At 71.6% G+C, this 13,411-nt stretch carries 8 protein-coding genes; 4 read left to right on the top strand and 4 right to left on the bottom strand.

What is annotated here, in order from left to right:
- Window position 1: 1 nt before the first annotated feature.
- Both ACFY1L_RS21025 and ACFY1L_RS21020 read right to left on the bottom strand, forming a co-directional pair.
- The gene (locus ACFY1L_RS21025) at window positions 2-1,294 is read right to left on the bottom strand and encodes an ABC transporter substrate-binding protein (protein WP_388826094.1); all 1,293 of its coding nucleotides are present in this window, start codon (window positions 1,292-1,294) and stop codon (window positions 2-4) included.
- Window positions 1,295-1,308: 14 nt separating this feature from the next.
- A complete protein-coding gene (locus tag ACFY1L_RS21020) occupies window positions 1,309-3,351 on the bottom strand; it encodes a glycoside hydrolase family 27 protein (protein ID WP_388826091.1) in 2,043 nt (680 codons plus the stop codon).
- Window positions 3,352-3,593: 242 nt separating this feature from the next.
- Between ACFY1L_RS21020 and ACFY1L_RS21015 the strand changes: the two genes are divergently transcribed.
- Entirely contained in the window at window positions 3,594-7,664 is a 4,071-nt protein-coding gene (locus ACFY1L_RS21015) for a discoidin domain-containing protein (RefSeq protein WP_388826088.1), read from the top strand.
- Window positions 7,665-7,676: 12 nt separating this feature from the next.
- Complete coding sequence (locus ACFY1L_RS21010; protein ID WP_388826084.1) at window positions 7,677-8,231, top strand: GNAT family N-acetyltransferase; 555 nt, start codon at window positions 7,677-7,679, stop codon at window positions 8,229-8,231.
- Here the strand turns inward: ACFY1L_RS21010 and ACFY1L_RS21005 are convergent.
- A complete protein-coding gene (locus tag ACFY1L_RS21005) occupies window positions 8,200-8,886 on the bottom strand; it encodes a response regulator (RefSeq protein WP_388826081.1) in 687 nt (228 codons plus the stop codon). The genes ACFY1L_RS21010 and ACFY1L_RS21005 overlap by 32 nt on opposite strands.
- Window positions 8,883-10,091, bottom strand: coding sequence for a sensor histidine kinase (locus ACFY1L_RS21000; RefSeq protein WP_388826907.1), 1,209 nt, complete (start codon window positions 10,089-10,091; stop codon window positions 8,883-8,885). The genes ACFY1L_RS21005 and ACFY1L_RS21000 overlap by 4 nt, the downstream gene beginning before the upstream one ends.
- A 246-nt stretch (window positions 10,092-10,337) precedes the next feature.
- On the opposite strand from ACFY1L_RS21000, the gene ACFY1L_RS20995 reads away from it, so the two are divergent.
- Both ACFY1L_RS20995 and ACFY1L_RS20990 read left to right on the top strand, forming a co-directional pair.
- Window positions 10,338-11,030, top strand: coding sequence for an ABC transporter ATP-binding protein (locus ACFY1L_RS20995; protein ID WP_388826078.1), 693 nt, complete (start codon window positions 10,338-10,340; stop codon window positions 11,028-11,030).
- Complete coding sequence (locus ACFY1L_RS20990; protein WP_388826075.1) at window positions 11,027-13,378, top strand: ABC transporter permease; 2,352 nt, start codon at window positions 11,027-11,029, stop codon at window positions 13,376-13,378. Before ACFY1L_RS20995 ends, ACFY1L_RS20990 begins: the two co-directional genes overlap by 4 nt.
- The last annotated feature ends 33 nt before the right edge of the window (window positions 13,379-13,411 follow it).

Here is a 13,411-nt window from a genome sequence, read left to right as displayed (position 1 = left end):
CTCAGGCGTTCCAGATCTTCTCGGCGTCGCGCTGCCAGTCGGTCAGGATGGAGCCGATCGACTTGGGCCTGGCCAGGAACTTGGTCAACGCGGTGTCCGCGGTGGGCTGGAGCGCGTCGCTGGAGTCGCGGTTGAAGAACTGGGTGATCTCGACGGCCGAGTCGACGTGCTCGCGCCCCTTCTTCACCAGGGCGGTGCCAGCGTCCTTGGCGTCGGGGTTGCAGGGCAGGACGGTCCCGGAGGAGCCCTTGATGTAGGTCTCCTGGGCCTCGGCGGTGGCGAGGTAGCGCATCAGGTCGTAGACCTGCTCGCGGCGGCCGGTGCGGGCGCTGGCGAAGTAGCCGTCCACAGGGGCCTCTTCGGCGAGCGGGACCTTGGAGTCGATGATCGGGAAGCGGAAGAAGTCGATGTCGTCCAGGGCGCTCTTGGGTGCCGAGTCGGCGAAGAAGGTGCCGATGAGCATCATGCCGGTCTTGCCGTTGAGCAGGGCGGTCGTGGCGTCCTGGAAGGCGAGGGCGGTGCCGTTCGGGTCGAAGTACGGCAGCACCTCCTGCCAGCGGTCGAAGACCTTGCGCACCTCGGGGTCGTCGAACCGGTGCTTCCCGGCGAGGAGTTCACGGTGGTACTGGGCACCGTTGATGCGGATGTCGAGGTAGTCGAACCAGGCGGACGCCACCCAGGGGGTGTTGCCGCCGGCGCCGAGCCCGATCGGGGCGACACCTTTGCTCTTGAGCTTGTCGCACAGGTCGAGGAAGTCGTCCCAGCTCTTGGGGAGTTCGCGCACGCCCCACTTGGCGAAGTTGGACTTCCGGTAGAACATGCCCCACCAGTAGTAGGTGGCGGGCACGAAGACCTTCTTGCCGGCGCTGGAGGTGCACAGGCGGTTCTGCGCCTTGGAGTAGCGCTTGAGGTCGGTCGAGGAGTTCCACACCTCGTCGAGGTCGAGCAGCAGGTTCTTCTTGGCGTAGGCGTTCGCCACCGAGCCGGGGTACCAGGTGTACACGTCCGGCGGGTTGGCCGAGGTGAGGTACGTCGGCAGCTGGGTGCGGAAAGTCTCGGCGGCGACCGTGTTGAGGCTGGCCTTGCCGGACCCCTCCTTGCCGTAGGCGGCGACGATGTCCTCCATCGCCGCCTTCGCCTGCGGAGCGGACAGGTTGGACTGGAGGGTCACCGCGCCCTTGGAGGAGCTCTTGCCGGACGAGGTGGAGGTGACGCAGCCGCTGAGCAGTGCCGCCGTCCCGGCGGCACCGAGTCCGCCGAGGAACCGGCGACGACTGGGCTGAAGGTTGGCCATGATGTCTTCCTAATTTATTTGAATTCGGTCCGGTGCAGGTAGCCGTCGACTCCGCGGAACACCGCATCCACGGCCCCGTCCGGTCCGGCGACCGCGCCGAGCGCTCCATCGAACGCGGCGCTCGGGAACTCCTGCCGCTTGCTCCACCCCTGCCAGGCACCGTCGGCGTACCGCTGCTGCCAGAGCGTGTAGTCGGCGGCCCGCGCGTACAGCACCACCGCGTCCCCTGCGGCGACCAGCGTCGGACTGCCACTGACGGTCCCGCCGAGCGAGCTCCACGCCGACCACTGCCCCGACGTGTCCCGCGACCGGGTCCACACGTCGTCCGCCGCGGTGCGTACGGCGACATGGACGCGGCCCTGCGTATCGACGACGGCGGACGGACGGCCGTAGGTCTGCCGGTCGCCCGGCAGTCCGAGCGAGGACCAGCCGGTCGCCGGCCCGCGCTGCACGACCGAGCCGTCGGCACCGCGCGCGAAGAGCGTCCAGTGCGCGGGGTCGGTGAACGCGACGGACGGCGCGTCGGTCAACTGCCCGCCCAGGCTCTGCCATTGACCCCAGCGGCCGTCGACATGGACCCGCCGGTAGGCCCGGTTGTCGGCGCCGCGCACGAAGACGTCGATCCGGCCGCCGGCGGAGGCGTACGCGGCGGGCTGGCCGAGGATCTTGCCCTGCGCGGGACCGCCGAGGTCCTTCGTCTTTCCGTCGGCCAGCTGGACGAGGGAGCCTCGGGGGCCGCGGAAGAAGGTGGTCAGCCTGGAGCCGTCACGCACGACCGCCGGGCTCGCGGTGGCCTTCTCGCCCAAGTTCGTCCCGGGCAGGGCATCGGCTCCGGTCAACTTGAGGAACGCGGTGCCGTGCGCGGGGACCTCGACGGTGTACGACCCGGTGTGCGTGCCCCGGTCGGCGCGCGCCCGCAGGTCGCGGACCTGCACCGGCCCGCCGAGCCCGGCGTCGGCGAACTGCACGGTGCGCTCGGCGGGTTGGTCGGAGCGGTTGAGCAGGACGACCGCACGACGGCCTCGCCCCTCAAGGACCTTGCTGTACACGTCGCCCACCGAGTCGGTCGCCACCCGTACGCCCTGGATGGCCAGGGGGTCCTGGTCGACGGCGATGATCTCCGGGTTGCGGAGCGTCTTGAGCATCGAGTCGGACAGGGTGCGCGGGTCGGAGCCCAGCACCAGCGGCGAGCCCATCTCGGCCCACATCACGAACTGGCTGGTGGACTCCTCCTGGGTGAGCTCGTACGACCCGTCGGTCATCTTCCGCATCGGGATGAGGTAGTCCGGGTCGTTGTAGTGCCCGGGGCCCTGCGCCTCGGGGTGCCAGGCGTTGGCGTCCATGTTGCGCAGCACGTTGGGCCACTGGCCGGGGCTCGGGGTGCCCCAGGCGATGTCCGTGCCGGTGCGCCAGGAGTCGGCGGTCGTCGGGGCGTAGACGTAGGTGTTGTGGGCGTCCTGCTCGGGGGTGTGCGGCAGGCCCCAGTCGTCGGTCAGCGGGTTGCACAGGTTCAGCAGCATCCTGCGGCCGGACTTGGCGACCGCGTCGCTGAACTCCTTGAACGCCGGGCCGGGATCGAGCTTCGCGCCGATCCCGCACAGGAAGTCGACCTTGATCGCATCGACCTTCCAGCCCGCGAACTGCCGCGCGTCCTGGTCGTAGTAACCGCGGCTGCCTAGCCCGCAGCTCTTGCCGCCGTCGTAGGTACCGGCATCGGTGTAGATGCCGGCCCGCAGTCCGCGCTTGTGCAGGTAGGAGACGAGCGCCGGAATACCTGAGGGGAAGCGTTCCGGGTTGGCCACCAAGTGCCCCTGTGCGTCACGGGGGTTGTCGGCCTGCCAGCCGCCGTCGAGCCACACGATGTCGTAGCCGGCATCGCGCAGACCGCTGCTGACGATCCTGTCGGCGACGGAGCGCACCTCCTTCTCGGTGGGTGCGCCGAGCCCGTAGTAGGTGTTCCAGCCCATGTACGGCGTCGGTGCCAGACCGCTGTCGTAGTACGCGGGGGCGCCCTGGTCCTCGGCGCTCTGCGCGGTTGCCCCGGGTGCGGCGGTCATGGCGAGAACGGTTGCGATCGCAGCTGTGAGGGCGGGGCGCCCGAGTCTGTGGGCCTTCCGGCCGTGCGGGTGTGAGGTCACGGCGACGACTGTGACCCGTGGCCGGAACCCTGTCAATATTAATTACTAATTTATTCAAACACGCCCTCGAGAGCTGCCGAAGGCCTTGACACCACTCAGGCTCAGGTGCACTGTTTGGCAACGTTGTCAGAGGCCAACGTCCCTGATCGGAGCCGCAGTTCATGTCGGACCAGCCCTTCAGACCATCGCGTCGCACCATGCTCTCCACCGGGGCCACGCTCCTTGCGGGTTTCGGCCTCGACGCGGCCTTCCCCGCCGATGCCCTCGCATCCGCTTCCGGACAGCCGAAGCAGCCCGGCGAACTCGCCGCCTATCGGCCCGTCACGGTGTCCTCCACGGACTACGCCCCCACCCCGGCCGAGTTCGCGGTCGACGGGGTCCCGGCGCCCGGAGTGCGTGGCACGGGATGGCGCGCCGCCTCCGGCAACCCCCAGTGGATCTCCGTCGACCTCCAGGCGCTGTGCGAGGTCGCCTCGCTCCGTCTCACCTTCGAGGCGACGGCGGACGACCCGCCGTACGTCGACGCTCCCGGCGGCAATCCGCGCAACGACACGACTGGGCAGGAGATCCTCTCCAGCTGCGCGGTCGACTTCGTGATCGAGACGTCACGCGACCACAAGACGTGGACGGCCGTGTACCGCACCGACTCCGGCAAGGGCGGGGTCGTGGAGATCGCCCTGCCCGAACCCGTCACCGCGCGCTGGGTCCGGATGACCGTGCACAAGCGGTCCAACACGAACCCGCTGGGCCTCAACGGCCTTCAGGTGTACGGCACTTGCCGCACTGCCCGCCCGGACGTGACCGGCTGGACCGACTGGGGCTCGCACCACCGCACGCCCCCGGCCCTGAAGGTCGCCGACGACGGCACCGTACCGCTGGAGTCCGGCTGGGACCTGACCCTGGACGACTGGGCCGACGGGGACGGTGCCGCGCTGTCGAAGCAGTCCGTGGACACCAGCCGCTGGTTGCCCGCCACGGTGCCCGGCACGGTCCTGACCTCGCTGGTGGATCAGGGCAGGCTGCCCGACCCGGTCGCCGGCTTCGGCAACCTCCATGTCCCGGAGGCCCTTTCACGGCACGCCTGGTGGTATCGGCGCGCCTTCAGCCTGCCCCGGGGTCTGCGCACCGGCACCGGACGCCATGTCTGGCTGGAGTTCGACGGGATCAACCACAAGGCCGAGGTGTGGCTGAACGGCAGCCGGGTCGGCGACCTGTCCTTCCCCTTCGCCCGCGCCGCATTCGACGTGACGAGCCTGATCGGTGACTCCGACGAACAGGCCCTGGCGGTCCGGATCACACCCATGCCGTTCCCGGGCAGCCCGGGCGACAAGGGTCCGGCAGGTCTGTCCTGGGTGGACGCCGGCGCGAACATGATGAACCGCAACTCGCCGACGTATCTTGCCTCTTCGGGCTGGGACTGGATGCCCGCGGTACGGGACCGGGCGGCAGGCATCTGGAACCACGTCCGGCTGCGCTCCACGGGCGCCGCGGTCCTGGGCGACCCTCGCGTGGACACTCGCCTCCCCGATCTGCCCGACACCCGCACGGCCGAGCTGACGATCGTCGTCCCGGTGCGCAACGCAGACCCCGCCGAGCGGCGCGTCACCGTCTCCGCGGCCTTCGACGGCATACATCTGACCCGGACGGTCACGATCGCCGGCGGCGAAACGGCCGACGTCACCTTCACACCCGCGGACCGCCCCCAACTACGCTTGAACAAACCGAAGTTGTGGTGGCCCAACGGCTACGGCGACCCGGCTCTGCACGAGCTCACTCTCACCGCCACGGTCGACGGCGCGGAGAGCGACCGCCGCACCACCCGCTTCGGGATACGCCAGTTCGGCTACGAGTACGACGTGCCGCTGACCTTCCAGTCCGGCAGCGACGCATACGCCCAGACGGTGAACTTCGCCCGCCGCAAGGCACGGTACGTGCGCATCATGTGCCGTACCCGGGCGACGAGTTGGGGTTCGTCCATGTGGGCCCTGTCCGTCGCCGACAGCTCCGCACCCGACACGGACCTCGCCCTGCACAAGCAGGCCACGGCCTCCTCCGTCGACGACTCGTCCAACCAGCCGCGGAATGCCACCGACGGCGACGCCGGCACCCGCTGGTCCTCGGCGTTCGAGGACGACCAGTGGATCCGGGTGGACCTGGGCTCGTCGGTGTCCTTCGACCGGGTCGTCGTCACCTGGGAGCAGGCGTACGCGCGGACGTACACGATCCAGGTGTCCGACGACGACGAGACCTGGACGGACGCGGCGGACGTCGACAACACGGTGGTGCCGCTGCCGTTCCGGACGAGTGGTTCCGCGGCCCTGCAGACCGTGGACTTCGAGGCGCGCACGGCCCGCCATCTGCGGGTCTTCTGTCGTGCGCGGGCGACGAGTTGGGGCTCCTCGATGTGGAGTCTGTCGGTCCTGGACAGCTCCTCGCCGGGCAAGGATCTGGCCCTGCACAAGCAGGCCTCGGCCTTGTCGGCCGACGAGGCGGACCACGCGGCGGGCAACGCCACCGACGGCGACCCGAACACCCGCTGGTCCTCCGCCTTCGAGGACGACCAGTGGATCCAGGTCGACCTCGGCTCCTCGGTGACCTTCGACCGCGTGGCCGTCCTGTGGGAGACGGCCTACCCGAAGACGTACACGATCCAGGTCTCGGACGACGGCGAGGAGTGGACGGACGTGAAGTCCGTCGACAACAACACCGTCCCGCTGAAGATCAGCGTCAACGGCGTCCGTGTCTTCTGCCGCGGCGGCAACTGGGGCTGGGACGAACTGCTGCGCCGTATGCCCGCCGAGCGCATGGACGCGGCGGTGCGCATGCACCGCGACATGAACTTCACGATGATCCGCAACTGGGTGGGCAGCAGCAACCGCGAGGAGTTCTACGCCAGTTGCGACGAGCACGGGCTGCTGGTGTGGAACGACTTCCCCAACGCGTGGGCCATGGACCCGCCGGACCACAAGGCCTTCCTGGACCTCGCCCAGGACACGGTGCGCCGCTACCGCATCCACCCCAGCGTCGTCGTGTGGTGCGGTGCCAATGAGGGCAACCCGCCGGGCCCGGTGGACGACGGCATGCGCGCGGCCGTGCGCGCCGAGGCGCCGGACGTGCTGTACCAGAACAACTCGGCGGGCGGGATCGTCTCCGGCGGCGGCCCGTACGGCTGGGTGGAGCCGGAGCGCTACTCCTCCCCCACCACCTACGGCAGCGGCAGCTTCGGCTTCCACACCGAGATCGGCATGCCGGTCGTGTCGACGGCGGAGACGATGCGCCGGCTCGTCGGCGACGAGCCCGAGTGGCCGGTCGGCGGCGCCTGGTACTACCACGACTGGAGCACCAAGGGGAATCAGGCGCCGCAGAACTACCGCGCCGCCATCGAGTCGCGCCTCGACACCGCCACCGGCCTCGAGGACTTCTGCCGCAAGGCGCAGTTCGTCAACTACGAGAACCACCGGGCCATGTTCGAGGCCTGGAACGCCAACCTGTGGGACGACGCGAGCGGGCTCATGCTGTGGATGTCGCATCCCGCCTGGTACAGCACGGTGTGGCAGACGTACGACTACGACTTCGACGTCAACGGCGCCTACTACGGCGCCCGCAAGGCCGGTGAGCCCGTCCACGTCCAGGCCGATCCGACGGACGGCCGGGTGATCGCCGTGAACCACACGCCACACCCGATCACCGGCGCCACGGTCACCGCCCGCCGCTACGATCTCTCCGGCCGCCAACTCGCCCCCGAGCAGCGCAAGTCGGTGGACATCGCGGCCTCGGCGACGGCGTCCGCCTTCACCGTGACCCAGGCCGACAGTCTGCCCGCCTGCCACCTGCTGCGGCTCCGCCTGACGGACGCACACGGCGGGCTGCTCTCCGAGAACACGTACTGGCGCTACCGCGAGGCGGCCGACATGCGGGCGCTGAACGCCGTCGCACAGACCCGGGTGTCCGTCGACATCAAGGCGGCGGACCGTTCGGGGCCCCGCCGCACCCTCACGGCGCGGCTGCGCAACCGCGGCTCCTCGGTCGCGGCGATGATCCGCGTCTCGCTCCTCGACGCACAGACCGGACACCGGGTGCTGCCTACCCTCTACAGCGACAACTACCTGTGGCTGCTCCCGGGCGAATCCCGGCTCGTGACCGCCTCCTGGCCGACCTCCGCGCCGGGTGCGGCGAGGCCGAGGCTCCATGTCGAGGGGTACAACGTGCCCGCGGTCGGCGCCCAGCCGTGATACTTGCGGATCATGAAGGAGTACGAGCCGCGCATCCGGCGGCGCACCGACATCGACGTCGACCGCTGCGTCGAGATCCTCGCCGAGGTGCACCGGCACAGCGGCTACCCCGTCAACTGGCCCGAGAGAGCGGCGGATTGGCTGACCCCCCACTCCCAGCTGGAGGCTTGGGTGGCCGAGATCGACGGCCGTGTGGTGGGTCACCTCGGCCTGTCCCGGGCCGCCGAGGGGGACGCGGCGCCCGGGTTGTGGGGCGCCCGCGCGGGCGTCGGCGTCGAAGTCACCGCCGTGGTCGGCCGGTTGTTCGTGTCGCCGGCCGCCCACGGGCAGGGACTGGGCGCCGCGCTGCTGGACCGGGCCGTCGAGGAGGCCCGGGCACGGGGCCTGCAGCCCGTGCTCGACGTCGTCGACTCCCGCTCGGCGGCCACGGTCCTGTACGAGCGCCTGGGCTGGGAGTTGCTGGACGTCGTCGAGCAGCGCTGGGCACCGGACCAGCTGGTCCCCGTGCGCTGCTACGCGGCGCCGCCCGGCCCGGTCAGCCCTCCGCCGCCCCGGACCGGGGGCTGACCAGCCCCGTCTCGTACGCCACCACCACCGCCTGGGCGCGGTCGCGCAGGGAGAGTTTGGTGAGGATGCGCGAGACATGGGTCTTCACCGTCGCCTCGGAGAGGTGGAGGCGGGCGGCGAGTTCGGCGTTGCTCAGGCCCTGGGCCAGCAGCCGCAGCACGTCGAGTTCCCGCGGTGTCAGGGCGGTCAGATCGCGGTGCAGGGTGGTCGCTGCGGGGTCGCTGCAGGCGAAGCGTTCGACCAGGCGGCGGGTGATGGCCGGGGCGAGCAGCGCGTCGCCCGCGCGGACCGTGCGGACGGCGGCGACGAGTTGTTCGGGCGTGACGTCCTTGAGGAGGAAGCCGCTGGCTCCGGCGGACAGCGCCGCGTACACGTAGTGGTCGAGGTCGAAGGTGGTGAGCATGACCACGCGGGGGGCGTCCGGCGCGCCGGCCCCCGAGAGGATGCGCCGGGTGGCCTCCAGGCCGTCCATGTCCGGCATCCGGATGTCCATCAGCACCAGGTCGGGCCGGGTGCGCCGGACGGCGGCGACCGCCTCGGCGCCATCGGTCGCCTCGGCGACCACCTCGATGTCGTTCGCGGTGAGGATGAGGCGGAAACCGGTGCGCACCAGCGCCTGGTCGTCGGCGACCACGACACGCAGCGGCGGGTTCACGAGTGCTCCAGCGGGATCAGGGCGTGGACGCGGTAGCCGCCGAGCGGGCGCGGACCGGTGCGCAGGGTGCCGCCGTACACGGCCAACCGCTCGCGCAGGCCGATCAGTCCGCGCCCGTTGCCGGTGGCCGCGGCCGGGCCGGGCGGGCCGCCGGTGTCGGTCACCTCGACGTCCAGGCCCTTGTCTCCGTACGACACCCGCACCCTCGCCTCTGCTCCGGCTGCATGCTTGACGATGTTGGTCAGAGCCTCCTGCACCACCCGGTAGGCGGCCAGCTCCACTGCCGGTGACGGGAGTCGGGGCGGCGTTCCCGTCACCGTCAGCTCGACCGGCAGCCCAGCATTGCGCATCCGGGCGACGAGGGCCCCGAGTTGGCCGAGACCCGGCTGCGGGGCCAGGCTCTCCGCGTCGTCCGCGTCGTCCGCGTCTGGCGTGAGCAGTCCCATGACGTGCCGCAGCTCCCCCATCGCCGCCCTGCCGCCCGCCTCCACCGCGAGCAGCGCCTCGCGCGCCTCGTCGGGCGACGTCTCCATGATCGTGCGGGCGGCCCCGGCCTGGATGACCATCACGCTGACGTTGTGTGTGACGACGTCGTGCAACTCCCGTGCGATCCGGGCGCGTTCGTGCTCCACCGCCCGGCGCAGCGCCTCGGTCTGCTCGCGCTGAACCGTGGTGAGCCGGGTGCGGGTCTCGGCGGCCCGCCGTCGCCAGGTGCGCAGCCCCACGGCGGCCACGACGAGCGGCACGGAGACCAGCAGCGGCACGTACTGGGTGGGGACGGTGGGCTCGAAGTACGCGTAGGGGGAGCGTGGTGTGTCGGGCCGGCCGATCAAGGCCACCGTGCCGACCAGGCCGGCCAGGGTCGGCGCCCGGTAGGGGCTGTAGGCGGCGGCGGAGTAGGCGGCGATCACGCAGTGGTAGAAGGTGATGCGGGCCACGCTGTCCGGGGTCAGGGCGGCCGCGGCCATCACGGTCCACAGCACGGTCAGCGGATAGCGGCGGCGCCACGCCAGCGCGGCCGAGGCCACGAACACCAGGTCCAGCAGGCCCACCATGCTGTGCCGGTGCGACTGTTCGTATCCGTCGCCCATCGTGTACCAGGTCGAGACGACAGCGAGCGCCACGGCCAGTCCGGCGTCGAAGAGCCGCTTGCGCAGCGTCGGTCGCGGCAGCGGACCGGTGGGGCGCAGCAGCCCTCGCGCCATCTCGCGCAGCCGCGCCGGCGCTCCTTCTCTCGCGTACCGCCACACCGTCACCGGCCCATTCTCCCGGGCGGCCGCGGCGCCGGGAATCCCTCCGGAGACCGGCCCCGCGTACATCCCGCCCGTACATCTCAGGGATGACACCGCGCGCCATCCGCCTGATGCGGTACGGCGATTACCCCCGCCGGCCGTCGTGCGGATCCCGGCCTCGTCCCTAGCGTCGCACCGACCCCGACCGAGGAGGCCGCCATGACGACGCCACTGATCGAACTGCGGGACGTGAGCCGCCGCTACGACGCCGGGCCACCGGCGCTGGACGACGCGTCCCTGACCGTACGGGCCGGAGAGGCCGTCGCCGTCCTGGGACCGTCGGGCAGCGGCAAGTCGACGCTGCTGAACCTGGTCGCCGGCCTGGACCGGCCGGACACCGGGACGATCACCGTGGACGGCGTACGGGTGGACCGGCTCGGCGAGGCCGCCGCCGCGCGCTACCGGCGGGCGGAGATCGGCATGGTGTTCCAGTTCTTCAACCTGCTGGACGATCTGAGCGTCGCCGACAACGTGATGCTGCCCGCACTGCTGGCGGGACTCGGGCGCCGCGAGGCGCAGCGCCGCGCCGACGGTCTGTTGGAATCCCTCAGCATCGCCCGGCACACCCGGACCTTCCCGGGCCGGCTGTCCGGCGGCGAGCGGCAACGCGTCGCGGTGGCCCGGGCCCTGATGAACCGTCCGCCGCTGCTGCTGGCGGACGAGCCGACCGGCGCACTGGACTCCACGTCCGGCGAGGACGTGAGCCGACTGCTCAAGGAGCTCAACGACGACGGCCAGACGATCGTGGTCGTCACCCACGACCTGGCCCTCGCCCGGTCGTGCACGCGCCGCACGGTCCGCCTCACGGACGGCAGGATCACCGCGGACGCGGAGACGGAGCCCGTCCGATGAGCGCGCTGCTGAGGGTGGTCCGTTCGGGCATGGCCCGCCGCCGCGTGCAGACCCTGGTGATCGGGCTGGCCACGTTGCTCGCCGTGACGGCGTCGGTGCTGGGCGGCTCGCTGCTGGTGGCCTCCGAGGCACCGTTCGACAAGGCCTTCGCACGGCAGCACGGGGCGCATTTGACCGCGCAGTTGGACGCGGGCAGGGCCACGCGGGCGCAGGCCGAGGCCTCCGCGCACGCCGCCGGGGTCAGCGCCGCGGCCGGCCCGTTCCCGACCGCCTCCCCCGTCATGGGCATCGGCGGCCAGGCCGTCGCCTCGCTGTCCGTCGTCGGACGCTCGACCCCCGGCGGAGCCGTCGACCGGATCGATCTGACCAAGGGCCGCTGGGTCCGCAGGACCGGCGAGATCGTCGTGTCGGCGGACACCGGACCGGGGGTGGGCCTCGGGCGCCGGCTCACCTTCCCGGACCTGCCCGGCAGCCCCTCGCTGACGGTGGTCGGCGTGGCCCGCTCGGTCAGCCGTACGGCGGACGGCTGGGTGCTGCCGTCCCAGATCCCGGCGCTCACCGCGTCCGGCAGGGCGGCCGGCTACCAGATGCTCTACAGGTTCACGCACGCGGCCACCTCCGCCCAAGTCGCCCGGGACCGGGCCGCGGTGGCGTCGACGGTCCCCGCCGGGTCGCTGTCGGGCGCGCAGTCCTGGCTGACCGTCAGGAAGGTCGCCACGCGCGACACCTCGCTGTTCGTGCCCTTCCTGGTCGCGTTCGGCGTCCTGGGCCTGGTCATGTCCGTGCTGATCGTCGGCAATGTGGTCGCGGGCGCGGTGGCCACGGGCCTGCGACGGATCGGCGTCCTCAAGGCGGTCGGCTGCACACCGGGCCAGGTCGTACGGGCCTGCGCGGGCCAGGCGCTGCTCCCGGCGGCGGTGGGGGCGGTGCTCGGCACGGTTGCCGGGCATCTGCTCGCCGTACCGCTGCTGTCGGAGACGGAGGACGCGTACGGCACGGCGGGGTTGGGCGTCGAGGTGTGGGTGGACGCCGCCGTGATCGGCGGGGTGCTGGGCGTGGTCGCCGTGACGGCGTGCGCGAGCGCCTGGCGGGCCGGGCGGCTGCGTACGGTCGACGCGCTGGCCGTCGGCCGCACGCCCGCTCCCGGCCGGGGTCGGCGGGCGGCGCGCCTGGCCGCCCGGCTTCCGCTGCCGCGGCCGGTCGGGCTGGGCCTGGCCCGCCCGTTCGCCCACCCGGCGCGCTCGGCCTCGATGGTGGCGGCGGTCGTCTTCGGCGCGGCGGCGATCACCTTCACCACCGGTCTGTCCGCCTCGCTGGGCGAGGTGATCGCGGCCAAGAACCACAATGCCGCCGACGTCACCGTCGGCGAGGCCGGCCCGACGGGCGGCGTGCACGTCGCTCCCGGCGGCGGGCGACCGACCCCCGCCGATCCGGTCGCGGTCGCCAGGGCCATCGAGGACCAGCCGGGCACCCGCAGGTACTACGGCACCGCCACGACACCGGCGGCCCTGCCGGGCGTGTCCGGAGAGATCAACCTGGTCGCGTACGACGGGGACGCCTCCTGGGGTGGCTTCAGCATGGTCTCGGGGAGGTGGATCCACCGGGCGGGCGAAGCCGTGGCCGCGACACCGGTCCTGACCGCCGCCGGAGCAGAGGTCGGGGACACGATCACACTGACCGTGCAGGGCAAACCCGTGCCCGTACGGATCGTCGGTGAGGTCCTCGACACCAGCGAAGGCGGCACTCACGTCTTCACCGACGCGGCGACGCTGATGTCCGCCGCACCGGACCTGAAGTCCACGACGTACTCCATCGACCTGAAGGCGGGCACCGACACGGACACGTACGTCAAGGCGCTCAACGCTGCTCTCAAACCGCTGGGCGTCTCCGCGACCGGCGAAAAGTACGTCAACGGGAGCGACACCGTCACCGTCCTCAATGCCCTCACCGCGTTCCTCACCGCGCTGCTGGTCTCGGTGGCCGCGCTCGGCGTGCTGGGCGGCGTCGTCCTCGACACCCACGAACGCATCCGGGACCTCGGCGTGCACAAGGCCCTCGGCATGACACCCCGTCAGACCGTCGCCATGGTCGTCACCTCGGTCCTGCTGCCCGGCCTCGTCGGGGGCGGGCTGGGTGTGCCGCTCGGGGTGGCGGTGCACGAGGCGGTGGTGCCGGCCATGGGCCGCAGCACGGGCCTGCGGCTGCCCGAATCGGTCATGGACGTCTACGGCACGCCCGAACTGCTCCTGCTCGCCCTGGCCGGCACAGCGGTCGCCGTCCTGGGCTCGCTCCTGCCGGCCGGCTGGGCGGCGCGCATCCGCACGGCGACGGCACTGCGCACCGAATGACCCGTCAGGTGCTTGCAACCCTCTCGCAACCTC

Origin of the sequence: Streptomyces sp. NPDC001663 (assembly GCF_042893105.1) — a bacterium.
Classification (GTDB): domain Bacteria; phylum Actinomycetota; class Actinomycetes; order Streptomycetales; family Streptomycetaceae; genus Streptomyces.
The sequence above is the reverse complement of the archived record's forward strand: the minus strand, read 5'-3'. Positions and strand labels throughout refer to the sequence as shown.

Coding starts and splice junctions, on each gene's coding strand:
- ACFY1L_RS21025 (WP_388826094.1), bottom strand. CDS start 1,294: ATGGCCAACCTTCAGCCCAGTCGTCGCCGGTTCCTCGGCGGACTCGGT.
- ACFY1L_RS21020 (WP_388826091.1), bottom strand. CDS start 3,351: ATGACCGCCGCACCCGGGGCAACCGCGCAGAGCGCCGAGGACCAGGGC.
- ACFY1L_RS21015 (WP_388826088.1), top strand. CDS start 3,594: ATGTCGGACCAGCCCTTCAGACCATCGCGTCGCACCATGCTCTCCACC.
- ACFY1L_RS21010 (WP_388826084.1), top strand. CDS start 7,677: ATGAAGGAGTACGAGCCGCGCATCCGGCGGCGCACCGACATCGACGTC.
- ACFY1L_RS21000 (WP_388826907.1), bottom strand. CDS start 10,091: ATGGCGCGAGGGCTGCTGCGCCCCACCGGTCCGCTGCCGCGACCGACG.
- ACFY1L_RS20995 (WP_388826078.1), top strand. CDS start 10,338: ATGACGACGCCACTGATCGAACTGCGGGACGTGAGCCGCCGCTACGAC.
- ACFY1L_RS20990 (WP_388826075.1), top strand. CDS start 11,027: ATGAGCGCGCTGCTGAGGGTGGTCCGTTCGGGCATGGCCCGCCGCCGC.